Consider the following 26448-nt stretch of genomic DNA (forward strand, 5'->3'; position numbering starts at 1 on the left):
CGCGCGTCATGTACAGGCTCGCATGCGGCGAAGGTCGGGATCCAGGTCTGTGATGAGGTTCCCGTCGGTCGCCGGCATCGCCCAGCTCCGGAGAGGTCGCCCGTTGTCCGCCGCAGAGGCGCCGCCTGGCGATCAGGGCAGGTGATGAGGCTTGTTCGGATTGCCGATTTCCATCCGGCCCCGATGCGGGTGGACTGGAAGTGATCAGCCCCGGCGTGACACCGCTGGAAGTGATCAGCCCCGGCGTGACACCGCGCAGACTCCGGGGAAGGGGGGCGCAGATGAGTGCGGATGGCACCGGCATGGCGCTCGATGCGCGAGGCGTCAGCTCGAACGGGTCGGCACCCCGATGTGAGCATCTCGATGCGCTGGTGCCGGTGGCTCCCGACTCGAGCACGTGCCGGGAATGCGGAGCCACCGGTGAGCACCGGGCCGGACTTGTGGCGTGCCTGACATGCGGCTGGGTGGCGTGCTCTGATGACTCGCCCCGTCGCCACGCTCGCGCGCACTACGAAGAGACCGACCATCCGGTGGTACGCGCGTTGCAGTCCACGTCGACCTGGAGATGGTGCTACGTCCACCGCCGCACGGTCTGAGCAGCCCCCCTCCACCATCTCGTCACAGCCGAAGTTCTCCGCCACCTCCACGCGGTCGGCCGGGCCACCGCGCCCAGATGAACCCGCACGGGACCAAGACCGGCGGACGACGCCGACGCGGCCTGAGACTCCAGAAGAAAGGACCGGACGACGATGTACAAGCGAATCCTCGCCGCGATCGATTGGACGGCGAGTACGGAGGCCGTCCTGGAGCAGACCCGGCACCTAGCATCGCTGACCGGCGCGACGGTCATCGTTCTGCATGTGCGGGCCACGGACTTTCCGTCCCTGCCGTCGATACTGGGCACCCTGGCAAGCCAGGCACTGGCCGGTGAACCGGCGGCGAGCGACGCGAACACCGTGGCCCGACGGATGGTCGACGACGCCGTCGCCGTCCTGTCCACGGCTGGGGTACACGCCGAGGGCCTGCTGCTGGAAAGCACGCCGGGATACACGCCACGAGCCGTACTGGACCAGGCGCGGGAGTTGGACGTGGACCTGATCGTCCTGGGTTCCCGGCAGCACAGCCGGCCGTCTGCGCTGTTCCGGTCCAACGTCGCCGACGAGGTGTGCCGGCACACGAAGTGTCCGGTCCTCATCGTGCCCTGACATGCATCCCTCCAGCCGCCGGCGCCATCCGGTCTCGTTCCTGACGCGCCCGGCTCACCACCTCCGGAAACCACGGCCGCCCCTGCGGAGCCTCTCGAGGAGGTGCACCCCGAACAGCGAGGTGACGGGCGCCGACACCGCGGGAAGCGTCGCCAGGCCGGTTCGATTGCCCTGGTTCCTGGGACGGCAGACGAGGGCACACTTGAGAGTGTCGGGGTCCGCGCCGACGAAGCGTCGACTACAGCCGGGTCGGGCCGCCCGCCTGGATTCCGCGCGGAAGGGGACCGGCCGTGCCTGACAACATCGTACTTATCCTGCGATTTCACCCGGTAGGCGGGGAAGATGTCTCCGTGGTGTGCCGGGATTTCACCGACGAGGATGAGGCGCTCGAGGCGGTCGCTCACGCCATCGACGAGCATCGCAGCCTGGTCTTGAACGAGGCGAGGTATGAGCGCGAGCCCGACGAGAACGGCGTGGTCATCAACATGGCCAACGTGGTGTCGATGCGGGTGTCGAGGACCGATAGCGGCGCGACGGGCCAGTACCTCTAACCGATCTTGACGTTGCCGGTTCAGCGCCGGCGGTCAGCACGGGTATGGCGCGGCTCGCGCCGAATCTTGACGGCCTTGGCGCCATCGATCTGACGGATCATGTCGTCCCGGACCTCCGCCACGGCGGTGCCCAGCCTGCGGGCGGCCGCGGTGGCCACCAAGCGGGTTTGCCCGGTGACCCGGCACACGAGGGTCACTCGCGGATCGATGCCATCGCGGTCCTTGATACTGAGGTCGAGTTCGACAGCCGTGTCGGCGAAGGAACGCAGCCGGGTCACGAGCGGCGCGAGACGGCGAGTCACCCATTTCGCCTCGGACTCGGCAAAGCCGGTTCCTAGTCGCGGTTGGCGGGCGAAGGTCTGCTGACGATGATTCATCAGTTCTCCTCATCAGTCGTTTCATTGCCGAACAGGTAGCCCGTTTCGGTGCCGCCGACGCCGAGCCCCGACAACCATCCGAGTTGAACGAGTTGTCCGCACACGTACTGGACGGCGAGGCCAGTGGACCGTGCGACCAAAGGCCGCGGGTTGCTACCGGCGGCGCCGGGCGAGACGGCGCACCTGGGTGATGCGGGCAGTGCCGAGCACCAGCGTGACCACGACCCCCGCGACCATGGCGATCAGCAGCCCGACCGCCAGCGGAAGCGCGCCGTGCAAACCGAAGAAAGACACCTGCACGCTGCGGGTCTTCTGCAGGATGAACACGATGACGGCGATCAGTACTATCGCGACGGCCCACGCGCCCGCCCACACCACACTGGTGCGGCTCGCAGACACCGCTCGTAGCGCCGACTCAGGCCGGGCCTCGCCGGGCACCGCGCCGGAGGCTACGAGTGTGCGTGGGTGGAGTAATCGGGGCGTTTGTATGGGTGCGATGCAGAAACGGCATGGACATCCCCTCTCAGGAGCCGGCGTGGCAGGCAGCCTCAAAATCGGGGTGTCGTCATTTTCCGGATACTTCGATTCTACGCTTATCGGCTTCCGATAACTAGCAATATCTGAAGCACACTCCGCGAGCGACTTTCCGATACTTCACCTCGACGGAATGACTGGCCTTAAACACAACTTCCGAGGTTTCGATCCCACATGCGGCCGGAGGCGTCCCAGCCGCCCCAGCACCGACCCTCGACGCGTCTCTGCCAGCCCGCGTTCACGCCCGGACGACGGCGGATTCCGCCGGTGACACGCGCTGGCCAGGAGGCCCCCCGTACCGCATCGCCCTCACCTGCCGTCACGAACCGCAGACACCGGCCGGAGCGGCCCGCGCGGGACCTGGCGGCCCACCGATGAGCATCGCACCGAAGCAAACCGAAAACGGCCCCGGTGCAGTCACACCGGGGTCGCCCTTTCGGGCCGCTACACGTGAGAGTGCATGGCCCACATCAAACTTATCGCAGGCAGGGTCTGATCGCCAGAAAATCAGGCCTGATCGGGTGCTGCGCGGCTCGAAAACTCGGCTCAGAATCTTGACGTGCGGCGTTTCGGCACGGCCGCGATGGCCCGGGGCGCACCGCCATGGTGCGCGCTGTACCTCACCATGGTGCGCGCTGCACCTCGCTCGTTACGCGTGAACGGGCGTGCCGTGGCTCCTACCGGCGACGCCGGCGGGCTAGGCGGCGCACCTGGGTGATGCGGGCGGTGCCGAGAACCAGCGTGACCACTATCCCGCCGACGATGGCGATCAGCAGCCCGACCGCCAGCGGCAGCGGCAGCGGCAGCGGCAGCGCACCGTGCATGCCCAGGAAGGACATGCACGCTACGGGGGTTCTGCAAGATGAACGTGATGACGGCGATCAGCACGATCGCGGCGGCCCACACCCCTACCCACGCGACACTGGTGCGAGTCGGGACACCGGTCGCGGTGCGGGCCTGACCTGAAGGTGCGGGGACCCGACGGGTGGGCGCGGTATCAGTCGTCCTCTCGCCTGTTCAATTCTGGAGTGGGTCCCAACACTTTGCGTCCGGCAGGCTCACAGCCCGAGGAAAACACTGTCGGAATTTTGGGGTTTCCTCCCCGGGACGGGGCATCGAACGGGGAATCCGAAGCGCATTAACGGTTCGTGCTGGATTTTCTGATGTACGATGAGATCACCGAGGACATTTCGCGCGCTAACGATCAAGTTGACGTCGTCCCGGGCGAATGAAAATCTGGTTCCTTCGTAGGGGCCAAGGACGGGGCCGATGTCATGGCACCGAACGTTGTTGATCGAATAGACGATCTTTCTTCCTCCATTCCGTCGGCGTCGCGACTGAGCCTGGATCCGGCGCTGAGGTGTCTGGGGATCCTCGATGGCGGCTGGTGGCCGCGTTCCCGCGACGCGGGCGTGGAGTTGCCGCTCCTCGTCTCGTCGCTGAACGCGCGGGTCGGCGCGGTCTTGCGTCTGGGCGTCGACGCACGCGACTGGGATGACATCCCGCGCCGCTTCACGTTCGGCGGACATGTGGTGCGGGTGGGGCGGTTCGCCGATGTGAACCACAAGATCATCGTGACGCGCGGTCCGCAAGACCACATCATGCTGCTGGTCATACCGCCCCAAGCGTCAACGGCTTCGGCGAAATCCGCGCTGGCGATGGCGGCGACCGGTAAGAGCAGCGGCAGGCCCGAGGAGATCCTCGCCGCCTCCGGCATCGACAACGAAGCCGGGGCGAACACGCCTCGGGCGGTCCCGGGCGACGATGATCGCCCGCGTGGCCGGGGACTGTCGGCGGACGCCGAAGACGTACGCCCTGTGGTGATCGAGGACGCCATACGAGACGAGCGAAGTCAGATCGGCCGCTGGCTCGACGACGGCGCACCCTCCCCGGACTTCTTGGCAAGGGACCCGAACTGATCCTGCCAAAGAGGGTGGGCCAGCCCATCCCTGGCAGCCCCAGCGGGGCCGTCTCCAATCGGCAGGCCGAGCGGCCTGCCGGGGCGCGGCGGCCCGATGCGAGACCGATGACGACGCTCCTACCGGAAGTCACGCTCCGACTCTGGCTCGGCACTCTCGTATTGGCCGATGTCGCCCTCGTAGTCGTCGTGGTCATCCGCCGCCTGTTGACGAGCCCGCTCCTGCCGGGGCGGCTCTCGGCGTGCTCGCTGTCTCCGGGTCGGCTCCTCTTGCGGCTCCTCGGCCTCCTCGCGCTGTCCGCCCTTCGTGACGCCCGGTCCGCGCATCGATTGCAGCTTCTCGCTGAACGAATCGATCCGGCTGCCCGCGGCCTTCTTCGCCACTGACCTGCCCGCGTCGGGGACTTTGCCTCCCGCGGCTGCCAGGAGCGCAAGCAGCGCGGCCAACCGCTTCTGGTGTCTACACCCCAGCAGGTAACCCACGACGACGGCAACCGCCATCCGACTTCCGCACTCCATGCCTTCTCCCTCCCGCGCGGCGCACGATCACCGGAACCCGGCGACGGTGTGCGAATGAGCGCACGCAGTCCGGACCGTCGGCCGACCGGAGAGTCGGCGAACACCACCGGGGCCTAGTGGATCTACGGGAGCTCCGTCCCACGGTCAGCTCGCCAAGGACCGGACGCCACCGCACTATTGGAATAGCGGCCGGACCGCAGGTCACCGCGTGTTCAGTTCGACTGTACCCCTGGGCGAATCACCGAAAATCGGGTCCTCCCTCCTGTTTCGCAGACTGCTTCACTCCGGCCCACTGGACAACCGGGTGCCTCTCTGTCCGGCTCGAGGCATGGAGCCATGCCCGGCCACCCCGTGCAGCGGCGCCTGGCCGGCTGCGCGTGGCGCGTCCTACTCACCGGGCAGCGATACCGCCTGTCACCAACAGTCGATTCGCGTGTGGCGGCCCGGTCGTACATCGGATGCAAGCAAACGCGCTGTGCGCTATGCCGGCATGAGTGCTTTTTCGGTCATTGCTGCGCAGCGACGGTCATTCGCTGCGCAGAGAGATGTCATCAGTCTCGGCGATGTTGTCGGCTTCAATGGCTCGAAGTCCGTTACCGAGCCGTTCACGAGCCTGGCGCAGAAGCTTCAGTGAGTTGGTGAATGTGCTCTGTTCAGCGGCGCGCTCCGGGTCGGCCCCGTGCTCTTCGAGGAGGTGTGTCTGCAAAGCTGCGGCGACTTCGTCGACCGCTTTGAGCGCCTGGTAGATAGCCCGTTCCCGCGCAATATCGTTGACCATACGGCAAGTATCCCGCCAGGCGGCTGCATCTCCCAGCTCATCCACTCTCGACCCGGAAGATCATTTCTGGTCACGCCAGACGCCTCAGCGCCGGATCCAGGCTCAGCCGCGACGCCGGAAAAGCCGCCGTGGATCGATAAGGCGCTTATCGTTCTCTGCACCCGGCGCCGTCAAGCAGGTCCTGAGGAAGGCCGCTTGGTCTACAAGACCCTGCCGATCACCTGGTGCGGGTATGCGGCTCGGTCAGCCGGAGAGCCGGTCGATGAGCAGCCGGACCAGGCGGTCGTTGTCGACGTCGGTGGCGAGCGTGACCGGACGGCGTCTCGGCAGGGTCACGGCCGGCGCGTAGACAGTGTCCGGGTCCCAGGTGACCAGCCCGACCCGGGCTGAGCCGGCTGTGCAGGTCGATGGCCGCCACCCGCGTGGTCGTGGTGGCCAAAGTGGGATCGAGTACCAGCTCCGACCCCGGAGGGCCAGTGCTGTACCCACGCACCCTTCGGGGCTTGCGACGCCACGGAAAGGTTGCGATCCTCACCGACCCCGGAGGGCCGGTGCTGTTCGGGAGTCCCTTGAGGACCTGGCGGCCTCGCTCAAGTTGCGATCCTCACCGACCCCGGAGGGCCGGTGCTGCCACGCGTGCGACGCGATGCGGTACGCGATCCACACCACCGTTGCGATCCTCACCGACCCCGGAGGGCCGGTGCTGGGGGTTCTTGGGCTGCGAACATACCGCTGTGAGCGCGGAACCGTAGCGGCCACACGCATGGAGATACTCGTTATGCCGGATTAGCACTTGAGAGCGGACCGCGTGTCGCGTGCCTGCCGAGGGTTCCTAGATCACAGCTGACAGGCCGTGACTCCCAGATGATGAGGGGCCGTTAGGGTCGATCTCTCGTGGGATGCCAGGCGTTCGATGTGGCCGAGGGCGCGGACGCCGACCTCCTCGCCTGCCATGGTCGCCTCGGAGCCTGTCAAACCCATTGAGACACCGCGGTGCAGCGTTCCCGGCGCTAGCGGTGACGGCGGACGGGGTCCTGCTGGGCGAAGGCGCCGGCGACGGCTTCGGCGCTGATGTTGACGTAGAAGATCAGGCTGCAGATATTGTCGTGGCCGCTCAGCGCCATCAGCATCGGTGCCGACCAGCCGTCCTCGGCCAGGTGGGTGAGCCGGGAGTGGCGGAGCTGGTGGAGGGTGAAGTCCCGCTATGCCCGTGTCTCGACCAGCGGTCAGAAGCTTGGAGCGTCAGCTCGACGCGCCGACCGTGGCCGTGTGTCGACGGATCAAGAGACGGTCCGCATCTGTGGTGATGCTCACCGATACGCTCGGGCAGTGCCGAATTCCCGTGGTGTGACTCGGCTTCACAAGCCGACTGCTCCCAGGCTCCCGCGCCAACTGACGCCCATCGCCGTCGCTGAGCAACCGGTCGAAGACGACCAGGCGCTGTTGTCCCTGGAACTCCATGGCAGCGGCTGGACCGGGATACAGGCCGAGGACGTCGAGGTGAATCGGTGCAGGTTCACCGATGCTCGGATCCCCGGTGTGGTTCTGCCGCGTGCCCGGCTCGAGGATGTCGAGATGACCCGCTGTGATCTGGCCAACATGCAGATCATCGATGGGCAGATGTTCGCCACCCATCTGGCGAATTCCAGGCTCACCGGGCTGGCGTGGATCGACTGCGGCATGCGCGATGTCGTGTTCACTGACTGCCGCGCCAACCTCGCCCGGTTCCGCATGTCGACGCTGCGGGATGTGACCTTCCGCGATTGCGACCTGACAGAGGCCAGCTTCCAGGCCGCCACCCTCAACGGCGTCCTCTTCGAGAACTGCCGCCTGACCGGCGCTCAGTTCTCCCAGGTGAAGATCATCAACGCCCGGTTCAACGATTGCGATCTGTCCGGCGTGGGCGGCGTCGAGAGTCTTCGTGGTGCCACCGTGTCGGCCGCCGACGCGCAGAGCCTCGTGTGGGCCCTGGCCTCCGCGTTCGGCATCAGGATTGAGGAGGCTTAGGAGCAGCCGGCCGTCGGCTGCAGCTGGCGTTCGCGGCGGGAGCCTGAGGGTTTCCGGCACTTCCAGGGTCGGCCCGATGACCGGAACGAGATTTCGTGGTGGCGTTATTCGCCCCTACGCTAAGACATTTGAGCTCTACGGATCATTGACCAATGCCTATGGTTTTATGTATGCGTTCGATGGCGCATGATTGGGAATGAGTCCCGGTACCTCGCTCCCCGCCGGAGCCATGAGGAGGGCACCGACATGAAGCGAAGAGCACTCGTCGTGGTCACGTCCGCAGCGGTCACGGCAGGGCTCGCGGCCGCGCTCGCCGCCGGACTCGCCGCGAACGCCGCCCAGCCGTCGCCCGGCGACGCCACGACCGGAGTCCGCTCCACCCAGAGCCCGGGCGACGTCGTCGGCTACTGGACCGAGGAACGCAAGCAGCACGCCACCGGCGGCTGACAGAGCGGACCGGTGCGGGGTCAGTGCGTGGAGACGTCGTTGTAGACGTTGATCGCGCCGTCGCCGTGGTTGGCCGAGCGTGCTTCGATGTTGGTCGGAATGCCGTTGGAGTCGACATCACGGTGGCTGTAGGCGCCGATGATGTAGCCGCCGCCCCACGAGGCCAGGTCCGTCAGCCATGGTCCGCCGCTGGCGCCGTGGTGCATGTCGCAGCTCAGACCGATCAGATCGTTGCTGCTGCTCTTCCGGTAGGTCTGCCCGGTGCAGTAGTACAGCTTGCTGCCGTTGGCCGGGAAGTCGGTGCGGTTGTAGCCGGACTGCGGGTAGCCGAAGGTGGTCACGGAGAACAACTGTCCGTAGTTGAAACGGTAGCCCTGAGCGCCGAGCCAGCTCTGCAGGTTGGTGCCGTTCAGCGGGTAGAAGGCGATCGCGGCGACGTCGTAGTGCAGGTCACCGCTGTTCGCCCACCCGTTCGTGGTGTTGGCGTACTTCCACGACCAACTGCCCCATGGGGCACTTCCGTTGTCGGTGTCCGGAACGAAGAGGAAGTTGGAGAACCAACCGCCGCCGCTGCCGGCGTTGACGCAGTGCCCGGCCGTCCAGACCGTGTTGAGGTTCGATGCGGTGATGACGCTGCCGGTGCAGTATCCGCCGCTGCCGTCCGTGCGGGTGAAGTAGATCTTCCCGGTCGTGATCGCGGGCATCTGCCCGTGCGGACTCCACAGTGCCGCCGTCGATCCGATCAGCGGGTGTACGGTGCCGCCGGTCTTGGGGCTGACGGCGTTCTGCGGACGCGCGGGCGCCGCCGACTTGGCCGGCAGCCGGTCCGGAACCGGCGTCGCCTTGGCCGCGGCGGCGGTGAGCTTCGGAAGCGGCTCTGGCGTCGCGGCGGCCATCCGCGCCTTCGTCCAGTACGTCGCCGCCGACCGCGCGCCGGCGGTCGTGTTGGCGATGCCGCTGGTCGCTCGTGGCGCGGCACCGTCGGCCGGTGGAACCGGCTTGGCAGCGGCCGCGTTCACGCCGGCGAAGATCAGCGAAATCGCCGTCCCCGTGATCGCCAGCGCCTTGGTGAATCTCCTCATGAAATGAAACCCCCGGTTTTCTCGGTCCCCTTTACCGAGAAATCGACATCAAGGGCAACTCAGTCAGACCGGGGCTTCACGGTCAACGAAAACAAGCTGGCCTGATACGGCCAGTCCAGATGCGGACAAATGATCGGAATATGTCGCTGACCGAATTGTGGGAAATCGTCACTCTGGGCCATGCCCGGTAAGTGCCATTCGCCACGACGCGGTCAGGGCAGCGAGGCGGACAGCGCGAGGGGCGCGATGCGCTCCGGACCGAGTTGCGGAGTCACTCAGCCGGCACCTGCGATCGACATCGATGACTTCTGATGTCACCGGCGGCCATGTGGCCCACGGACCGTACCGCTCCGGCACGTATGGCGTGCGTGGCCGATTGCTTCATGTGGTGACCTTGGCGATGAACGTGGCGAGGTTCGCGACGGTCCGCTGGATCTTCTCCTCCAGGGTGAGCGACTCGCGGAGCCGCGCGCCGGCGCCCGCATCCTTCTTGCCCCGCACGTACAGCGGGCAGGCGAGGTCGCTGCATATGTAGGCGCCCACGGAGTTGCCCTGCTGCCCGGCCTTGCCGGCTTTCCGGGCGACCATCAGCGAGACGCCGCCGGTGTGAGTCGTCATGCACAGCGAGCACATGCTGCGCCGCGTCTGCCAGGAGGCGGGGCTGGGGCAGCGCAGGGCGAGCGCCACCAGGCGGCCGTCCAGTTCGGTGGCGAGGTAGGCCCGGTCGGGGGCCTGGGGGTCTCGCCAGCCGAGGAAGTCCAGGTCGTCCCAGGGCCGCTCGGCCAGGTCACGGGGGACGGACAGGCGCTTCGCCTCGCCCTTGGTGCAGTTCACGAACGCGGTACGGATCTCTTGCTCGGCTCGCAGCTTCATGGACGGCAGGCTAATTTGCCTAAAGCTATTAGGCAAATACATAATGACTGTTGGTAGCTAGGAGGAGGATCATGGTTCGAGTGGGGCTGACCACGGAACGTCTGACCCGGGCGGGTGCGGAACTGGCCGACGAGGTCGGCTTCGACCAGGTGACCGTCTCGGCGCTCGCCCGGCGGTTCGACGTCAAGGTCGCGAGTCTGTACTCGCACCTGAAGAACTCCCAGGACCTCAAGACCAGGATCGCCCTGTTCGCCCTGGAGGAGCTCGCCGACCGGGTCGCCGACGCCCTGGCCGGGCGCGCCGGCAAGGACGCCCTGGCAGCCTTCGCGGATGCCTACCGCGACTACGCCCGTGAGCACCCCGGCCGCTACGCCGCCGCCCGGCTCAGGCTCGACCCCGAGACGGCGGCCGCCAGCGCCGGCGTTCGGCACGCACAGATGACGCGGGCGATCCTGCGCGGCTACGACCTGACGGAGCCGGACCAGACGCACGCGGTCCGGATGCTGGGCAGCGTCTTCCACGGCTACGTCAGCCTGGAGATGGCTGGAGGCTTCAGCCACACCGCCGTCGACTCGCAGGAATCCTGGGCCTGGATCTTGGATTCCCTCGACGCTCTGCTACGGAACCGGGCCACGCCCTGACCAGCAGGGGGCCGCACCGCCGGAGGCGGTCCGCCGCGTCGCGCACCGGCGCATCTGAACAATCCGGAAATCTGATCTACAGGCTGGGACGATGAACACTGAGCACGACTGGATCACCACACCTGTCACCGCTGACATGCTGCGCGGCGCCCTCGACGTGGAACCGACCGCGCACGGCCTGCTGCCGCATCGGCTGCCCGCTCGGGCTCGTCGGCAGATCCCCGACGACCAACTGGCCGTGGCCGAGGCCCAGCCCTCCGGCGTGCGGTTGGCATTTCGTACCCGGGCCGCCACCATCGAACTGGACACGCTGCCCACCAAGCGGGTCTACCGAGGTTTCCCGGCTCCGGCGGACGGCGTGTACGACCTGCTGGTCGATGGCCGTCTCGCCGCCCAGGCCACGGTGACCGGCGGTAACGTCCGCACGATCATCGACATGGCCTCCCAATCCGCCGAACTGCGCGAGGGGCCTGCCGGCACCGCCCGGTTCACCGATCTACCGGCGCGTGACAAGGACGTCGAGATCTGGCTTCCGCATACGGAGATCACCGAGCTGATCGCCCTGCGCACCGATGCCCCGGTCGAGCCGGCGCCGGACAACGGGCGCAGGGTGTGGCTACACCACGGCAGTTCCATCAGCCACGGCTCGAACGCCGCCCACCCGACCGCCATCTGGCCGGCCCTGGCCGCCTCCCAGGGCGGAGTGGAACTGGTCAACCTGGGGTTCGGCGGCAGCGCGCTGCTCGACCCGTTCACCGCCCGCGCGATGCGGGACACCCCCGCGGACCTGATCAGCCTCAAGATCGGCATCAACGTCGTCAACACCGACGCGATGCGCCTGCGCGCCTTCACCCCTGCGGTACACGGTTTCCTCGACACCATCCGCGAGAGGCATCCGACCACGCCCCTGCTGGTCGTGTCCCCCATCCTGTGCCCGGTCCAGGAGGACACCCCCGGCCCCCTCACGCCCGACTTCGACGGCGGGACCTTGCGGTTCAAGGCCACGGGCGACCCAGCCGAACGCGCCGCCGGGCGCCTGACGCTCAACGTCATCCGCGACGAACTCGCCCGGATCGCCCAACAGCGGGCGGCCGACGACCCGAACCTGCACTACCTGGACGGCCGAGACCTTTACGGCGAGAAGGACTACGCCGAACTCCCGCTGCCCGACGAGGTCCACCCCGACCCGGCAGGACACCGCCGCATCGCCGAGAACTTCGCGCGGCTCGCGTTCCAAAGGATCGCTTAGCTAATCAGAGACGCTGCCGACGACCGCGATGTCGGGTCGGTGGCTCACTTGCCGATGTACTGGTTGGTGTAGTACTCCGAGGGCGGCAACACCTTGTCGAGCTGGCCGGCGTCCTTCAATGCCTGGCCGAGCTGGGTCCACTGTGCGTCAGTGGCGGTGAACAGGCCCTTGGAGGCCTTCAGCGACGGGATCGTGGCCTTCCACTGCGCAAGGTCGGTGGCATATCCGGTGGTCTTGAGCTTGTGGAAGGTCTCGTACGCCTTCACTGCATCCTCCGGGTGCGCCATCGCCCAGTTGGTGGCGTTCGCGGTGGCGGCCAGCCACTTGCGGGCGATGGCGGGGTTCTTCTGCAGCCACCGCTTGTTGCCGGCGTAGTTCGCGATGGGGATGTCGGGTGCCCCGACGGCGGTGGCGAGCAGCGTCTCCGGCTGCTTGCCGGTCTCCTGGACGTACTGCGGGGCGGCGAAGTTCGTGGTGTTGGTCGCGACGTCGATCTTGTTCGCGATGAGCAGCGGGATGTCGCCGTCGGTCGCGGTGACCTGCTGGATGTCCCTGGCGGTCAGACCGGCGTTCTTGAGCACCACGCCCATCATCGCCTTGGTCCATGCGTCGTCGAAGACGCCGACGCGCTTGCCCTTGAGGGAGGCGGCGGTGATCTTCTTGCCGGTCGGGGTGAAGAAGCCCCAGTTGTTGGTCTGCGTCAGGTTCGCGATGGAGATGATCGGCAGGCCCTCCTTGGCCGCGAACATCTGGTCGGTCAACGTGGTCTGGGCGAGGTCGGCCTGGCCGCTGGCGGCGATTTTGACCGCCGAGGAGTTGTCCGGCGGTGGCACCAACGAGACCTGAAGACCTTCCGCCTTGTAGAAGCCGTTGCTGATGCCGACAGTGATGGGGATCCACGTGATGTCCGGGGCGATCCAGCCGGGGGCCACTTTCACCTTGGTGAGGCCATCGGCGGTCTTGGCCGCCGGGCCGTTGCCGCAGGCCGCGGCCAGCGAGAGCGGCAGCAGTGCGGCCGCGACCAACCATGGGGAGAACTTCATCATCAACCTTTCATGTCTGCGCTACGACGGAACCATCGGCGGGCCGTTCCCCGGGTTCGCCAGGGAGTGGAGAGGCGTTCGACGACGGTCATCAACAGGAATCCACCGAGGCCGACCGCGGTGAGCAGGAGGACGTCGGCGTACACACCGGCGGTGTCCAGCCGTGAGTTCTTCAACAGCAGGTCCTTGCCGAGCCCGGGGGTGATGGAGGCGGTCCACTCACCGATCACCGCGCCGGTGACGGCGTACGCCGCGCCGAGCTTCAACGCGGAGAACAGGGGGGTGAGGGTGGCCGGCAGGCGTACGAGCAGGAAGATCTTGGCTTCTCCCGCGCCCATGGAACGTGCCAGGTCGACCATGCCGTGGTCGATGCTGCTCAGCCCGTCCAGCACGTTGACGACCACCGGGAAGAAGACGATCAGGCCGACGATCACCAGCTTGGGCGCCAGGCCGTAGCCGAGAATGATCACTAGCGGCGCCGCGATCGCGACGATGGGGACGGCCTGGGTGGCGATCAGGATCGGATACAGGACGCGATGCACGATCGTCACGTGCGCCATCGCGACGGCGAGCAGGAAGCCGACGCCGGTGCCGATGACGAAGCCGACCACCGACTCGTACAGTGTCTGCCCCGCCAGCGAGCGGACGCTGGTCCAGTCATCCCTCAGTGCCTGCCACGTCTGGTGCGGGCTGGGAAGGATGTAGGACTGGATGTGCAGGCCACTCACCGCGAGTTGCCAGACCGCCAGCACCAGCAGGACGGCGAGCAGCGGCGAGGCCAAGCGGACGACCCTCATTCGGCCTCCGTGTGGTACAGGCCGGACAGCACCTGGCTCTTGAGATCCATGAACTCCGGGCTCATCAGGGTGTCGACGGTCCGCGGCCTGGGCACGGCGACCTCGTGGACGTCCTGGATGCGACCTGGCCGCGCCGACATGACGACCACGCGGTCGGCCAGGAAGACGGCCTCATCCACGTCGTGCGTGATGAACAGGACCGTGCGCCCCGAGTCGGCCCAGACCTCCAGCAGCCACTGCTGCATCTCCAGCCGGGTCTGCGCGTCCAGCGCGCCGAACGGCTCGTCCAGCAGCAGCACCTCCTTATGGAACGCGAGCGTGCGCATCAACGCGACGCGCTGCCGCATGCCGCCGGACAGCGCGTGCGGGTAGTGGTCGACGAAGTCGCCCAGGCCGTACCGGGCGGCAAGTTCGCGCGCGGCCGTCCGGTCCGACTTGGTGGCACGGCCGGTCAGCGCGGCGCCCAGCACGATATTGCCGGTGACCGTGCGCCAGGGGATCAGCAGGTCCTTCTGGAACATGTAGCCGACGTGGCCGGGCTTGCCGGCGATGTCCGCGCCGTCCATCATCACGCGGCCCGAGGTCGGCTGCTGCAGACCGGCGATGACGTTCATCAGGGTGGTCTTGCCGCAGCCGGACGGGCCGACGAAGGTGACGAACTCTCCGTTCTTGACCTCGAGATCGATCTTCGCCAGGGCGAGTGTCTCGCCGAAGCTGACCTCGACGCTGTCGATGGTGAGCTTGGTGTCCGTCATGACGGCGTCGCGAGGGTGTCGCGGACCACCGGTTCGGTGGGCAGGAGGTCCATCCTTGTCTCCGTTGGTCGAGAGGTTCGTTGACAGGGGGCCGTGCGGGCCGGGGGTCCGTCAGCCGGCCTGCGCGAGGCGTACCGTGCGCGCGGCCAGGTCGGAGATGACGGAGTTGTCGAAGCCGAACAGCGCCGAGCGGGTTCGGTCGTTCAGGGGCTCTATCAGGTGAGCCGGGAGCGCCGTCGTACCGGTGAGGATGCCGGCGACCGAGCCGACGGTCGCTCCGTTGGAGTCGGTGTCCCAGCCACTCATGACGACCTTGCCGACGGCGCTTGTGTAGTCGCCGTCAGACCACAGCAGCGCGGCTGTGACGGCGGCGGCGTTGTTGATGGTGTGAACCCACGAGTAATGGCCGTACGCGGACCGGATCTCGGTCAGCGCGGCCTCCCAGGTCGCGCCTTCGGAGCGTAGCCGGAGGACGTGACTGACGGCCTCGTGCAGCCGCGAGCGGGGCGGAACGACGGTCAGCGCGGCCTCGACGGTGCCCGCGGCGTCGGACGCGGTGAAGGCGCCGGCGACGAGGGCGGCGGCCCACATCTCCCCGTAGACGCCGTTGCCGGTGTGGGAGAGCGCAGCGTCCTGGTACGCGAGTGCGGCGGCGGCCCAGGGGTCGCCGGGGTTCACGTAGCCGAAGACGTCGCCACGGATCTGCGCGCCGATCCACTCCCGGTACGGGTTGCGGAAGCGGGCGACCTGCGGGACTCGGAGCCCGCCCACGAGGTTGATGTACGCCGCCCGCTCGGCGGTGTAGGTCTGCAGCAAAGGGAACAGCGTCGTCCATGCCTCGCCGACGTGCTCCGGGCGCAGCGCACGACCGTGCGTCTCCAACAGGTGCAGGGCGAGGAGCGAATAGTCGATGTCGTCGTCACGCGCGGATCCGTTGACCCGTCCGCGCGTGGTCTCTGGCCAGTTCTCCAGGAACTCGAAGCCTTCCGGCATCGGGTCCAGAACGGGGAAGTAATCCGTGAGCGGGTACGCGTCCGCGAGTACCAAGTACTCCCGAATGCGCTCCGCAGTCCAGATGTCGCCCTGCTCGACGGGCTTGCCGAGGTTACAGCCGGCGATGCGTCCCAGCCACCCCGCGTGCACCTTGTCGGGGTAGCCGTCGGAGTCGGCCGCGATCGCCGGCGCGGGGTCCACGGCGGCGCGGATGTCCTCCAGCGCGTCGGGTTCCTCGTAGGCCCAGCCCGGCAGGCGCCTGCTGTCCCCCATCGCGTCGACCAGAGCGAGCAGCGCGGCGCGGTCGTCCGGATCGGTGGCGTTCGCGGCGCGGACCACATCGTCCACGTCGTACCCGCTCTCGCGGCGCTGGGCGACCTCGTCTGCGAGGAGGTCCCTGGGCCGGCAGGCGTCCTGGGTGCTGTGCCGATACGCCTCGTCGAGCTCGATGGCGGAGCGGGGAGAAGTCTGAGTCATCGAATAGGGATCTTTCTGTCCGGCGTCCTGCGTCTCAGGAGCGCCCCGATTAACGTGCAAATCGTTTTGCATTCGCGCCGAGGGCAACGCCCGCGCCACGATCGGCTCGACCGACGCGGTCAGGCGGACTCCCTCACGACGAGTCGGGTAGGCAGGAGAGTGCGCCGGTAAGGCGCGTCCGGCCCGTTCTCGACGCGCCACAGGATGGTTCGAGCGCAGGCGCCGCCGACCGCGGAGGCGGGATTGACGACGGTCGTCAGCCGAGGTGTCACGAGGGCCGCGGTTTCGATGTCGTCGAACCCGACGATGGCGATGTCGTCGGGCACCCGCAGGCCGGCCTGGCGCGCGGCCTCGAGCGCACCGATCGCCATCAGGTCGTTGGCGCAAAGCACCGCGCGCGGACGATCAGCGCGATCCAGCAGGCGCGCCGCCGCCGCGGCTCCGCCGTCCCGCGCGAACGGCCCGTACTCGATCCACCGCTCCCGGACCTCGAGGCCCGCGGCGGCGACGGCCGCGCGGAACCCGGCCGCGCGGAACCCGGCCAGGCGAAGCGACTCGGTGACGGTTTCAGGGGGGCCATCGATGAATCCGAAGTCGCGCACGCCCTTGCGCGCGAGGTGGGCCACGGCCTCGGTGAGGCCACCGGTGTCGTCGGTCCCCACCCAGTCCGCGGGCATCTCGCCGGTTTCGTTCCCGATGATGACAAGCGGCATCGCCGGGCCCACGATCTCCCGCACCTCCACGGCGGACAGCGCCATGGGTTGCATGACCACGCCGTCCACACCGCGCGCCGCCATCTCCTCCAGCAGTCTCCGCTCCGTCTCGGCGTCGCCATCGGTGTTGCCGATGAAAGAGACGTACCCCTCGATCGCCAGCACGTCGTGGACCGCGCGGGCGACGGCCGGGTAGTAAGGGTTCGCGATGTCGACGAGCAGGAGGGCCACCGAGTGGGTCTTTCGGCTGCGGAGGCTCCTGGCCACCATGTTCGGGCGGTAGTTCTGCTCCTCGATGGCCTTCAGGATCCGCTCGCGCGTGTCCGCGGACACAGCCCGTTTGCCACTCAGCGCATGGGAGACCGTGGTGGGACTGACGCCGGCAGCGGCTGCCACGCTCGCAATGCTGGGGCGGTCTGGATCTTGCGACATCGCGTCACCTTCTCAGGCCCTGGCCCTGGCCCTGGGATCATGCAAATCGTTTTGCGGGTGATTTAGCTCGCTAAGCTAAGGGGAGGAGGGAACACCCTGTCAACCCCTGTTGGGTGCCCAGAATTCGGCCGGAACCGGTGGTACCAGCAGCTCCGCGAACCCGAACGGCTCGGTCACATAGTCGTCAGCGCCCGCCTCCAGGCCCACGACGACGTCCGTCTCCGCATCCCGCGCGGTCACGATGACCTGCACGCACCCCGGCGGGACGGCCCGGATCCGGCCCGTCATCCTCGACGATGAGCAGACGCGCCCCCCGCTCATTCTGGAAAATCCGCAGACCGTCTACTATCGTAATAGTAGAAATCTTCTGGGATGAGTAGGAAACGATGCTGGTCAACCTCCTGTTCGGCAGCGCCGGCCTGGTGTTCATCTGGCACCTTCAACTCGCGCCGCTGCTGATCGACCGGCACGGCCGAGACGACGCCGACGATCCGGCGGCGCAGCGTGCGGGTGACGCACCGCGAGGATCACGATCGCCGCGAGGGCGATGAGGACTGCCTCCGCCAGACCCGGACTGGTGCGACCGCCATAAACCGCCCGACGAGGGCGGAGGACAACACACAAAGAACGACCGCTAACCTTTCTCTAATCTATTGCTGGGCTTTGTGAAAATGTGCGACCGGACTGCTAGAGCTAGCGCATTGATATGCCGGATTGCGCCACCAAGGGGCGGCGATATGCCATCCTTGCCGACATGGCGACAAGACAACTTCAAAACAGCCCCAATACCGTTACTCGGCGGGCGATGAGCAAAGTCCCGGAAGTGACGGCCTACTTCTGGATCGTCAAGGTCTTGACCACCGGCATGGGCGAAACGACCTCCGACTACCTGGCCCATCGTCTCAACCCGATCGTCGCGGTCGCCCTGGCGGGAATCCTCCTTGCGGCCTCGCTGGCGTTCCAGTTCGGCGTCCGACGCTATGTCGCCTGGACATACTGGACGTCCATCACCATGGTCAGCGTCTTCGGCACGATGGCCGCCGATGTGCTGCACGTCGCCCTCGGCGTTCCGTACATCATTTCGACCGCATTCTTTGTGGTCGCTCTGGCCGGGATCTTCGCAATCTGGTACGCGAGCGAGAAGACCCTGTCCATTCACAGCATCGTGACGATGCGCCGGGAGCTGTTCTACTGGGCCACCGTCATGACGACGTTCGCGCTCGGCACCGCCACGGGCGACATGACCGCGGTCACCGCCCACCTCGGATACCTGGTTTCGGGCGTCATGTTCGCCGTCCTGATCGCGGTCCCGGCCCTGGCCTACCTTTGGCTGCGGATGAACGCCATCGTCACCTTCTGGTTCGCCTATGTCCTCACCCGGCCGCTCGGCGCATCATTTGCCGACTGGATGGGGGTATCGCGCGCTCGAGGCGGTCTCGCTCTGGGCACCGGTCCGGTCAGCCTGGCCTTGGCCGTCATCATCGTCGGCTTCGTCGGCTATCTGACCGTGACCCGCAAAGATACGGCACGCTGATCAGGATTACCTGCGCCGATCGGCGACCGGCCTGATGACGGATGCGAGGTTCGACGAGACCCTCGTAAGGTTCGCGTCCCGGTGCAGGGCTCGCCCGGCACCGGGACGGGGCGTCGCGATCACGGTCCTGTGATCGTCCGGACGGCCGCGACGTCGCCGCGTTGTACCGCCGGTGCGGATCTGCCCTGAAACGGCGCGTCGCGGCGCGGAGGCCCCGGACGATCCGTCCGGGGCCTCCGCGAGCGGTCACGCCGACGTGAGCGTGATCGATCCGGTGTAGGCGGCGCCCGGGGTGATGGCGGTCGCCTTGCCGTCCACCGTCAGGGAGACGGTCTTGCCCGCCGGAGCGACGACGGCGGCGTCCGAGGCGAGGACGAGCTTGCTCAGGTACGAGGTGCCGGTCACAGTCCACTTCGAGCCGCCGCCAAGTACAGCATCCTCGGCGTGACCAAGTCGTACGCCCAGGCGTTCGCGCCCAAGGTGCGGGTCAACACCTTCGCTCCAGGGTTCATCGAGACCGAGGCCACGCTCAACCGACAGGACTGGAAGTCCGGCCGCGCCGAGAAGCTGCGGTCGATGACGCCCATGAACTACATCCCGAAGCCCGAAGAGCTGGCCGGCACGGCGCTGTTCCTGGCGACCGACGACGCGTCGCACATGACCGGGGGCTATTTGGTCGCCGACGGCGGCTACAACATGGTGGGCGCCTGATCGGCGGCTCCGCCTGTCCGGTACCAGCCGGTGTCAGTGCTGCGCATCGACGACCGAGGTCGTACGCGGGCCCGGACCACGTACGGTGCGTGGTCTTCGAGGCCCGTGACGACCACGTGCTCGTAGTTCTGCGAGCGGGCGCGGGCCGGTCGGCGGAGTGTCACGGGCTGGGGGTGAGGCATTCGTGAATGGTGGTCGCCTGTTGCAGGAGCGCCCGGTGCAGGTCGCGGACCGCGCCGGGCATGCGGGGGGTGCGGCGGGCTTGGAGCAGGAGCCGGACCTCGGTCTGCGGCGCGTCCAGCGGGCGCGTGGTGATCGCCCCGTAGGTCTCCAGCGGGTCGCCGGTGATGCTGTAGTCGGGTAGGACGGTGACCCCGAGGCCCTGGGCGACCAGAAGTTTGCCCATCTCGGCGCCGTCGGTGGAATAGCTGTGCGGCGGGACGTCCCCGTCGAAGAGCCGGTGGACGTACCGGTGCATCAGGTACCCGGCTCGCATCAGGATCAGCGGCCCGACCAGCAGGTCCTCGCGGGACACCGACGGCTGCGCGGCCAGGGGGCTGCCGGCGGAGACGCAGGCGACCACGGTGCCGCGCAGCAGGAGGGTGCTGTCCAGGTCATACGGCGGGTCGTCGCCCTGCAGGACATTGACCAGGCCGAGGTCGAGGGAGCCTTCCAGCAGCAGCCGGTGGATGTCGGCCTGCTGGGCGGGCAGCACCTCGACGCTGGTTTCGGGATGGGCGTCCGCGAAGGCCTGGAGGGCTGGGGCCAGCAGCGACACGGTGGCGGCGTTGACGGTGCCCAGCCGCACCATCCGCTTGCTCTGATGCTGCTGGTGAGCGGCGCGTTTCAGGCGGTCGACCGCGTCCAGGACGTCGGTGAAGTAAGGGAGCAGCTCGCGGCCGTCGACGCTGAGGCTCGCGCCGGACCGCTTGCGGTCCAGCAGCTGTACCGCGAGCTCGCGTTCGAGGTTGCGGAGCGTCTCGCTCAGTGCGGGCTGAGAGACGTGCAGTTCCTGCGCCGCCTGGCGCAGCGACCCCAGGCGGGTGACCGCGGCGAGGTACTCCAGCTGCTCAATGCGCATGTGACGAAGACCTCCGAGTGTAAGGGCGGCCCTATCGGTCCCTCGACAACGCCTATTTGACGTTCCGTAAACCGCTTCCAATACTTCACATTATCCATCGAATTTGTAGGGAAAACCTCTCACCTGGCACGGAGCCTGATCATGACAGATGCCCCTCCCGTCTCGGCCGCCCGGCGGCTGCGTACGGTGTTCGGCGCGTTCCCCAGCGGGGTGACAGCCCTGGCCGCGCACGTGGACGGCCGGCCCATGGGCATGGTCGCCAGCTCCTTCACCTCCGTCTCCCTCGACCCTCCGCTGGTGTCGGTGTGCATCGGCACCGGCTCGGCCACATGGCCGACCCTGAGCAAGGCCACCCTCCTGGGCGTCAGCGTCCTGGGCGAGACCCACCAGGACGCCTGCCTCAGCCTGTCGGCCAAGGACAGCCCGGACCGGTTCGCCGAACTGGACTGGCACGCCACCGCCGAGGGCGCGGTCCTGCTGAGCGCGGCCGCCGCCTGGTTCGTGTGCTCCATTCACCGCGTCGTCCCGGCGGGCGACCACGACATCGTCGTCCTTTCCCTCCACGACTACGGCCGCGACACCGAGGTCGGCCCGCTGGTCTTCCATGGCGGAACGTTCCGGAAGCTCGCCTCATGAGCACCACCGACCCTGCACCCGCCCGCGCGGAGAGCGCCGATCCGCTGACGGTGGCCGCCGAACTGGCCGAGCACTTCGCCCAGGGCGCCGCCGACCGCGACCGCGACCGGACCCTCCCGCACGCCGAGATCGACACCCTGTCCAAGGCAGGCATGTTCGCCCTGACCGTCCCATCCCGCTACGGCGGCCCCGACGTCGACGTGCCCACCCTCACCGCCGCCCTGCACCATCCGGCTACCGGTGAGGTCGGAGATATCTCCCCAGGCATGGGAATGATCTTCGAGGATTGATGAGGAACCCCGGAAGATCATCCATCGGGTTCAGGGGGAATCAAAGTGATCTTCGCCGGGTCCGGGGTCTGTACGGTCTTCGGCTCTGGCCCACTTTCGGTGGTGACGGACTGTGATTATGAGCCACACCCCGAGTGGGTAGGGAAGGACTCCCTGGTCGGCGACAGATTCCCGAAGCTCAGGCCCGACGCGAGCATTCGGCAACATGGTGGGCGCCTGATCGGCGGCTCCGCCCGTCCGGTGTGGTCCCGGCACCAGCCGGTGCCAGTGCTGCGCATCGACGTCGACCGAGGTGAACTTTCGAGGAGTTCTTCCCGGCCAGTCTCTGCACCAGTTGCACGATCGTCGGGTCGTGCCCGACCTCAGCCACCTCTTCGACCGCCTGTCATCACGGCCGGCCACGACCTCGCCCCCGAGTATTGACACCCTTCACCCGACCCTCGGTCTGCCTCTCGATCGGCGATGCCATATCGGCGCCTTAGTCAAGTCTCCACTAATAGGAAACTTTCCAATATAATCTCGCGCAGGAGATCGAGGAGGTGACTTAATTCACACCTTAGGTTAAGGTCTATCCCCATGTGAGGAAGAGAGCCCCGTGAAATCTGAAAACTCCCGCCGATTCTGCCTCCGGTTGCTCGTCGCCGCCCTCCTTGCGGCCCTTCCGCTCATCGCTACCGGTTTCTCCGCCGCCTGGGCCGCTACAGGCCAGATCACCGGCTACGGCAGCAAATGCGTCGATGTCGCAGGTGCGAACAGCGCCAACGGCACGCAGGTCCAGCTCTATACCTGCAACGGAACCAGCGCCCAGCAGTGGACCGTCGGGACCGACGGCACCATCCGCGCCCTGGGCAAGTGCCTCGACGTCGCCGGCGCCAACAGCGCCAACGGCACAAAGGTGCAGATCTACGACTGCAACGGCACCACTGCGCAGACCTGGACGGCCTCCTCCGACGGCACCCTGCGCGCCCTCGGTAAGTGCCTGGACGCCACCGGAGCGAGTTCGGCGGACGGCACTCCCCTCCAGATCTGGGACTGCTATGCCAGCGCCAACCAGAAATGGACCCTGCCGAGCGGCGGCACCACCCCGCCCCCGACGACCAGCAAGATGCCAGGCGCGCCGTACCTCTACATGGGCTGGGGGAACCCGCCCAGCCCGGCCACGGTGATGAGCGCGACCGGGGTCAAGGCCTTCACCATGGCATTCATCAACTCCAGTGGCGGCTGCACGCCGGCATGGGACGGCACGAGGTCGTTGACCGGCGGCGTCGACGCCCAGGCCATCTCGGCCATCAAGGCGGCCGGCGGCAGTGTCGAGGTCTCCTTCGGTGGCTGGTCGGGCAACAAGCTCGGCCCGAACTGCTCGTCCTCGTCCGCGTTCGCCGGAGCGGTCCAGCAGGTCATCAACGGTGTCGGCCCGGCGGTCGTCGACTTCGACATCGAGAACACCGACGAATTCGAGAACGCGACCGTCCAGGACCGGATTCTCGGCGGACTGGCGATCGTCAAGCAGAACAACCCGAACGTCAAGATCGCCCTCACCTTCGGCACCAGCACCACCGGGCCGACATCTTGGGGCACCCGCCTGATCAGCCAGTCCAAGGCCCTCGGCGTCAACATCGACAACTACACGATCATGCCGTTCGACTTCGGTGGCGGCGCGGACATGTATCAGAGCACGGTGAACGCGTCCGAAGGACTGAAGAACGCTCTCAAGAGCGCATGGGGCTGGACCGACGCGCAGGCCTACGCCCACATGGGCATCTCCGGCATGAACGGTCTGTCCGATCAGCAGGAGCTGACCTCGGTGAGCACATGGACCCAGATCCGCGACTGGGCGAATTCCAAGGGCCTCACCCGTCTGGCCTACTGGTCGGTCAACCGCGACCGCCCATGCCCCGGCGGAGGGGTCCAGTCGACCTGCAGCGGCATCTCGCAGAACGACTGGGACTTCACTCGCGTCACCGCCGGCTTCTAGCCGGAGGTCGGCCGCCGCGGTTCAACCGTCGTCACAGTTAACGGCCACCGCCACCGGACCCCGGTGGCGGTGGCGGTGGCGGTGGCTTCACTATTTCGTGGGCGGCAGGTGGATCTCGTGCCGGAGTCGGATGTCCCGCGATCCGGTACCGAGCATGATGCGGTACGTCCCGCCGGTCACCGTCCACCCGTGCGAGGTCGTGTCCCAGGAGGCGAACGACCTGGAGTCGAGGGTGAAGGTCACATGCCGCGTCTGCCCGGGCCGTAGCCGGATCTTGGTGAATCCCTTGAGCTGGGCGGGTGGTTCGTCCGGCGCGCCGATGTAGAGCTGTGGCACGGCGGTGCCGGTCCGGTGCCCGGTGTTGGTGATGTCCGCACCGACCGTGATGTCGGTGCCGTGCCCGTGGACCGTCAGGTTCCGGTACGCGAACGTGGTGTACGACAGGCCGTACCCGAAGGGGAACAGCGGTTCGATGTTCTTCGCGTCGTAGTGGCGGTAGCCGACGCGCAGCCCCTCGGAGTACGTCGCGACGCCGTTCACGCCGGGGTACTGCTCCGGCGTGCTGGCCGGGGTGTCCGCCAGGCTCTTCGGGAACGTGATCGGCAACCGGCCGGACGGATCGGTGTCACCGAGGAGCACGTCGGCCATCGCGTTGCCGTCCTCCTCGCCCGGGTACCACGCCTCCACCAGCCCGGCGACCTTGCCGGCCCAGGGCATCGACACCGGGCCGCCGGTGTTGAGCACGACGATCGTGCGCGGGTTGGCCGCCGCGACCGCCTCGACCAGCTTGTCCTGGTAGCCCGGCAGCGTGAGGCTCGACCGGTCGATCGCCTCGGTGTCCTTGTTCGCCACGAACACCACGGCCGTGTCGGCCTTCTTCGCCGCCTGGACGGCCTCCGCGATCTGGACGTCTGGCGTGTTCGGCGGGGGCGCCCAGGACAGCTCGATCATGGCCTGAGCGGTGGGCTTGGCCCAGTCGACCCGCATCGAGTGCCGCTGCCCGGCCGTCAGGTGCACGGTGACCGACTTGGTGACGCCGGGGAAGCCGCCGTTGTTGTCGAGCACGCTCGCGCCGTCGAGGTAGAGCGTCGCGTGCGCATGGTTGGTGAGGTTGAAGGTGTAGTCGCCGTCGACCGGTGCGGTGAACGTGCCGGTCCACCGGATCGACCAGCCGTTCGGCGGCAGTCCCGGCGCCGGGATCCCGCCGGTCGGATCAGCGTCGATCCACGGATCGACGCGGGTCAGCTTCGGCTCGCCGGTCCACGTGGTGTTGTCGTAGTAGCGGGCGGTCCAGCCATGCCGGCCGTCCTCGGACGTCATCGTGTACGACGGAAGCGCGGGCTGCGGCCCGAGGTCCACCGGGGGCATGCCCTCGGCGTACTCGACCGTGACTCCGCGTTTCTTGAAGGCGTCCAGGGGGCTGACCTTGTAGAGCGGCGCGACGCCGACGCTGCCGCCACCGGTGGCGGCAGCGTTGCCCGCGCCCGGACCGATGAGCGCCACCGACTTGTCCTTGCGGAGCGGCAGCACGCCTCCGGAGTTCTTCAGCAGCACCGTCCCGGCCGTGGCCGCAGCACGGGAGACCGCGCCGTCCCGCCGCGCGTCGATCGGCCGCGTGGTCTGCGGCCGGTCGAACAGCCCGAACCGGAACATCGCGGCGAGGATCCGGTGCACGTGCTCGTCGAGCGTGGCCATCGGGACCTGCCCGGACTGCACGGCCGCCTTCAGCGGGTCACCGTAGTGCGCGCCGTTCGGCAGTTCGAAGTCCAGCCCGCCGGTCGCGCAGCGGACGGTCTCGTGGCAGGAGCTGAAGTCCGAGACCACGAACCCCTGGTAACCCCAGTCGTTCTTCAGCACGCCCTGCAGCAGGGCCTGGTGCTCGCACGCGTACGCGCCGTTGACCTTGTTCTTCGAGCACATGATCGAGCCGGAACGCTTCGCGGACTCCTCGAACGCCGGCATGTAGATCTCGTGCAGCGTCCGTTCGTCGATGTGTTCATCGACTTGGTCCCGATCGGTCTCCTGGTTGTTGGCCAAATAGTGCTTGGCGTCGGCGATGACACCCTGCGACTGGATGCCGTCGATGTTGCCGGAGGCGATCTGGCCCGCGAGGTACGGGTCCTCGCCATACGCCTCGAACGTCCGCCCGTTCAGCGGCGTACGTGCGATGTTGATGTTGGGGCCCTCCATCAGGTTGCGGCCCGTGTCGCGCGTCTCGCGCCCCTCGACGGCGCCGTATGCCCGTGCCATCGCGGGGTCGAAGCTCGCGGCGAGTCCCAAAGGCACCGGCAGCGCCGTCGTCTGCGCCTGTACGGGGCCGCTGGAGCCGACGCCGGCCGGGCCGTTGTTCAGCCGTAGCGCGGGGATGCACAACCGCGGGATCGGGAGCGTCTCGCGGTCGTGTGTGCTGTCGGAGACGGCGTGCATCATGCCGAGCTTCTCGTCCAGAGTCATCTGGGCGATGACCAGGTCGGCGCGTTCGCTCGCCGGCAGATGCGTGTCCATCCAGGCCGAGCAGTCGGCGGGATCGGCGTGGGCGGGGCCTGCCGCTGTCATCCCGGCGAGAGCCAGCATGACGGCGACGACCGCCCTGAGGGGGCGCCTCATCGGGCGTCCCCGTGGCCGACCGGGGAGCGGTAACCGACGTGGATCTCGTTGATCGCGAGCTTCTGGTGGAACGCCGCCCAGGCGGGGGCCGTGGTTCGGCGCGTGTAGGTGTCGGCGGCGACTGCGGTCAGGGACGGGGCCGCCATGCCGATGGCGAGTTTCCTGCGCATCGTTCTCGTTCCTAGGGGTGAGGAGTGTTCTTCGTCGAAGGGACAGGGATCGG

The 26448-nt window shown here is 67.5% G+C and carries 30 protein-coding genes and 2 pseudogenes; 14 read left to right on the forward strand and 18 right to left on the reverse strand.

From position 1 onward, the window contains the following. Positions 1 to 302 precede the first annotated feature (302 nt). From NE236_RS25990 to NE236_RS26000, 3 genes are all read left to right on the forward strand, one after another. Complete coding sequence (locus NE236_RS25990; RefSeq protein WP_252844897.1) at positions 303 to 596, forward strand: UBP-type zinc finger domain-containing protein; 294 nt, start codon at positions 303 to 305, stop codon at positions 594 to 596. A 153-nt stretch (positions 597 to 749) separates the two neighbouring features. Further along, complete coding sequence (locus tag NE236_RS25995) at positions 750 to 1205, forward strand: universal stress protein (protein ID WP_252844763.1); 456 nt, start codon at positions 750 to 752, stop codon at positions 1203 to 1205. A 290-nt stretch (positions 1206 to 1495) separates the two neighbouring features. Then, a complete protein-coding gene (locus NE236_RS26000; RefSeq protein WP_252844764.1) occupies positions 1496 to 1756 on the forward strand; it encodes a hypothetical protein in 261 nt (86 codons plus the stop codon). Between the two features lie 20 nt (positions 1757 to 1776). On the opposite strand, the gene NE236_RS26005 is transcribed toward NE236_RS26000, so the two are convergent. The 3 genes from NE236_RS26005 to NE236_RS26015 all read right to left on the reverse strand — a co-directional run bounded on the left by NE236_RS26005 (position 1777) and on the right by NE236_RS26015 (position 3506). Beyond that, a complete protein-coding gene (locus NE236_RS26005) occupies positions 1777 to 2133 on the reverse strand; it encodes a hypothetical protein (protein ID WP_252844765.1) in 357 nt (118 codons plus the stop codon). Positions 2134 to 2286: 153 nt separating this feature from the next. Beyond that, positions 2287 to 2532 (reverse strand): lipopolysaccharide assembly protein LapA domain-containing protein, encoded by a 246-nt coding sequence (locus NE236_RS26010; RefSeq protein ID WP_252844766.1) that lies wholly within the window; start codon positions 2530 to 2532, stop codon positions 2287 to 2289. An 812-nt stretch (positions 2533 to 3344) separates the two neighbouring features. Further along, entirely contained in the window at positions 3345 to 3506 is a 162-nt protein-coding gene (locus NE236_RS26015; protein WP_252844767.1) for a hypothetical protein, read from the reverse strand. Between the two features lie 435 nt (positions 3507 to 3941). On the opposite strand from NE236_RS26015, the gene NE236_RS26020 reads away from it, so the two are divergent. Further along, positions 3942 to 4586, forward strand: a complete 645-nt coding sequence (locus NE236_RS26020; protein WP_252844768.1) for a DUF5994 family protein — start codon at positions 3942 to 3944, stop codon at positions 4584 to 4586. A gap of 119 nt (positions 4587 to 4705) precedes the next feature. Here NE236_RS26020 and NE236_RS26025 read toward each other — a convergent pair whose 3' ends face one another. The 3 genes and pseudogenes from NE236_RS26025 to NE236_RS26035 all read right to left on the reverse strand — a co-directional run. Continuing rightward, positions 4706 to 5086, reverse strand: coding sequence for a hypothetical protein (locus NE236_RS26025; protein WP_252844769.1), 381 nt, complete (start codon positions 5084 to 5086; stop codon positions 4706 to 4708). Positions 5087 to 5630: 544 nt separating this feature from the next. Next, on the reverse strand, positions 5631 to 5882 hold the full coding sequence (locus NE236_RS26030) for a hypothetical protein (protein WP_252844770.1): 252 nt from the start codon (positions 5880 to 5882) through the stop codon (positions 5631 to 5633). A 1010-nt stretch (positions 5883 to 6892) separates the two neighbouring features. Continuing rightward, a pseudogene (locus tag NE236_RS26035) lies at positions 6893 to 7069 on the reverse strand (tyrosine-type recombinase/integrase); the annotation flags it as partial. A gap of 142 nt (positions 7070 to 7211) precedes the next feature. On the opposite strand from NE236_RS26035, the gene NE236_RS44660 reads away from it, so the two are divergent. Together NE236_RS44660 and NE236_RS26045 are read left to right on the forward strand one after the other, a co-directional pair. Then, the gene (locus NE236_RS44660) at positions 7212 to 7889 is read left to right on the forward strand and encodes a pentapeptide repeat-containing protein (protein WP_252844771.1); all 678 of its coding nucleotides are present in this window, start codon (positions 7212 to 7214) and stop codon (positions 7887 to 7889) included. Positions 7890 to 8135: 246 nt separating this feature from the next. Next, positions 8136 to 8336 carry a hypothetical protein gene (locus tag NE236_RS26045; protein ID WP_252844772.1) on the forward strand — a complete coding sequence of 67 codons (201 nt, stop codon included), beginning with the start codon at positions 8136 to 8138 and terminating at the stop codon, positions 8334 to 8336. A 20-nt stretch (positions 8337 to 8356) separates the two neighbouring features. On the opposite strand, the gene NE236_RS26050 is transcribed toward NE236_RS26045, so the two are convergent. Next, the gene (locus NE236_RS26050; RefSeq protein ID WP_252844773.1) at positions 8357 to 9418 is read right to left on the reverse strand and encodes a hypothetical protein; all 1062 of its coding nucleotides are present in this window, start codon (positions 9416 to 9418) and stop codon (positions 8357 to 8359) included. A gap of 381 nt (positions 9419 to 9799) precedes the next feature. Then, complete coding sequence (locus NE236_RS26055; RefSeq protein ID WP_252844774.1) at positions 9800 to 10291, reverse strand: FBP domain-containing protein; 492 nt, start codon at positions 10289 to 10291, stop codon at positions 9800 to 9802. A gap of 71 nt (positions 10292 to 10362) precedes the next feature. Here NE236_RS26055 and NE236_RS26060 point away from each other — a divergent pair, with 71 nt between their 5' ends. Continuing rightward, positions 10363 to 10932 (forward strand): TetR/AcrR family transcriptional regulator, encoded by a 570-nt coding sequence (locus tag NE236_RS26060; protein WP_252844775.1) that lies wholly within the window; start codon positions 10363 to 10365, stop codon positions 10930 to 10932. 91 nt (positions 10933 to 11023) lie between these two features. Next, the gene (locus NE236_RS26065) at positions 11024 to 12181 is read left to right on the forward strand and encodes a GDSL-type esterase/lipase family protein (RefSeq protein ID WP_252844776.1); all 1158 of its coding nucleotides are present in this window, start codon (positions 11024 to 11026) and stop codon (positions 12179 to 12181) included. 44 nt (positions 12182 to 12225) lie between these two features. On the opposite strand, the gene NE236_RS26070 is transcribed toward NE236_RS26065, so the two are convergent. The 6 genes and pseudogenes from NE236_RS26070 to NE236_RS26095 all read right to left on the reverse strand — a co-directional run. Next, positions 12226 to 13224: an ABC transporter substrate-binding protein gene (locus NE236_RS26070; RefSeq protein WP_252844777.1), complete on the reverse strand. Its 999-nt coding sequence runs from the start codon at positions 13222 to 13224 to the stop codon at positions 12226 to 12228. A gap of 2 nt (positions 13225 to 13226) precedes the next feature. Beyond that, on the reverse strand, positions 13227 to 14021 hold the full coding sequence (locus tag NE236_RS26075) for an ABC transporter permease (RefSeq protein WP_252844778.1): 795 nt from the start codon (positions 14019 to 14021) through the stop codon (positions 13227 to 13229). After that, a complete protein-coding gene (locus NE236_RS26080) occupies positions 14018 to 14776 on the reverse strand; it encodes an ABC transporter ATP-binding protein (RefSeq protein WP_252844779.1) in 759 nt (252 codons plus the stop codon). The genes NE236_RS26075 and NE236_RS26080 overlap by 4 nt, the downstream gene beginning before the upstream one ends. A 111-nt stretch (positions 14777 to 14887) precedes the next feature. Next, positions 14888 to 16246, reverse strand: coding sequence for an ADP-ribosylglycohydrolase family protein (locus NE236_RS26085; RefSeq protein ID WP_252844780.1), 1359 nt, complete (start codon positions 16244 to 16246; stop codon positions 14888 to 14890). Positions 16247 to 16365: 119 nt separating this feature from the next. Next, the gene (locus NE236_RS26090; RefSeq protein ID WP_252844781.1) at positions 16366 to 17355 is read right to left on the reverse strand and encodes a LacI family DNA-binding transcriptional regulator; all 990 of its coding nucleotides are present in this window, start codon (positions 17353 to 17355) and stop codon (positions 16366 to 16368) included. Between the two features lie 180 nt (positions 17356 to 17535). Then, positions 17536 to 17634: pseudogene (locus NE236_RS26095) on the reverse strand (DNA-binding response regulator); the annotation flags it as partial. A 143-nt stretch (positions 17635 to 17777) separates the two neighbouring features. Here NE236_RS26095 and NE236_RS26100 point away from each other — a divergent pair. Both NE236_RS26100 and NE236_RS26105 read left to right on the forward strand, forming a co-directional pair. Then, a complete protein-coding gene (locus NE236_RS26100; protein ID WP_252844782.1) occupies positions 17778 to 17942 on the forward strand; it encodes a hypothetical protein in 165 nt (54 codons plus the stop codon). A 203-nt stretch (positions 17943 to 18145) separates the two neighbouring features. Beyond that, complete coding sequence (locus NE236_RS26105) at positions 18146 to 18925, forward strand: COG4705 family protein (RefSeq protein WP_252844783.1); 780 nt, start codon at positions 18146 to 18148, stop codon at positions 18923 to 18925. Positions 18926 to 19171: 246 nt separating this feature from the next. On the opposite strand, the gene NE236_RS26110 is transcribed toward NE236_RS26105, so the two are convergent. After that, on the reverse strand, positions 19172 to 19330 hold the full coding sequence (locus tag NE236_RS26110; RefSeq protein WP_252844784.1) for a hypothetical protein: 159 nt from the start codon (positions 19328 to 19330) through the stop codon (positions 19172 to 19174). Between the two features lie 39 nt (positions 19331 to 19369). Between NE236_RS26110 and NE236_RS26115 the strand changes: the two genes are divergently transcribed. Beyond that, the gene (locus tag NE236_RS26115) at positions 19370 to 19636 is read left to right on the forward strand and encodes an SDR family NAD(P)-dependent oxidoreductase (protein WP_252844785.1); all 267 of its coding nucleotides are present in this window, start codon (positions 19370 to 19372) and stop codon (positions 19634 to 19636) included. 160 nt (positions 19637 to 19796) lie between these two features. Here NE236_RS26115 and NE236_RS26120 read toward each other — a convergent pair whose 3' ends face one another. After that, positions 19797 to 20717, reverse strand: coding sequence for a LysR family transcriptional regulator (locus NE236_RS26120; protein WP_252844786.1), 921 nt, complete (start codon positions 20715 to 20717; stop codon positions 19797 to 19799). Positions 20718 to 20858: 141 nt separating this feature from the next. Here NE236_RS26120 and NE236_RS26125 point away from each other — a divergent pair, with 141 nt between their 5' ends. The 3 genes from NE236_RS26125 to NE236_RS26135 all read left to right on the forward strand — a co-directional run bounded on the left by NE236_RS26125 (position 20859) and on the right by NE236_RS26135 (position 23618). Next, on the forward strand, positions 20859 to 21353 hold the full coding sequence (locus NE236_RS26125) for a flavin reductase family protein (protein ID WP_252844787.1): 495 nt from the start codon (positions 20859 to 20861) through the stop codon (positions 21351 to 21353). After that, complete coding sequence (locus tag NE236_RS26130) at positions 21350 to 21643, forward strand: acyl-CoA dehydrogenase family protein (protein ID WP_252844788.1); 294 nt, start codon at positions 21350 to 21352, stop codon at positions 21641 to 21643. The genes NE236_RS26125 and NE236_RS26130 overlap by 4 nt, the downstream gene beginning before the upstream one ends. A 595-nt stretch (positions 21644 to 22238) precedes the next feature. After that, positions 22239 to 23618 carry a ricin-type beta-trefoil lectin domain protein gene (locus NE236_RS26135; protein WP_252844789.1) on the forward strand — a complete coding sequence of 460 codons (1380 nt, stop codon included), beginning with the start codon at positions 22239 to 22241 and terminating at the stop codon, positions 23616 to 23618. A 90-nt stretch (positions 23619 to 23708) separates the two neighbouring features. Here the strand turns inward: NE236_RS26135 and NE236_RS26140 are convergent, their stop codons facing one another. Both NE236_RS26140 and NE236_RS26145 read right to left on the reverse strand, forming a co-directional pair. After that, a complete protein-coding gene (locus NE236_RS26140) occupies positions 23709 to 26225 on the reverse strand; it encodes a beta-glucosidase (protein WP_252844790.1) in 2517 nt (838 codons plus the stop codon). Further along, the gene (locus tag NE236_RS26145; protein WP_252844791.1) at positions 26222 to 26395 is read right to left on the reverse strand and encodes a hypothetical protein; all 174 of its coding nucleotides are present in this window, start codon (positions 26393 to 26395) and stop codon (positions 26222 to 26224) included. Before NE236_RS26145 ends, NE236_RS26140 begins: the two co-directional genes overlap by 4 nt. Positions 26396 to 26448: the final 53 nt, after the last annotated feature.

The organism is Actinoallomurus purpureus (genome assembly GCF_024055795.1).
In the GTDB taxonomy this organism is placed as follows: Bacteria; Actinomycetota; Actinomycetes; order Streptosporangiales; family Streptosporangiaceae; genus Actinoallomurus; species Actinoallomurus purpureus.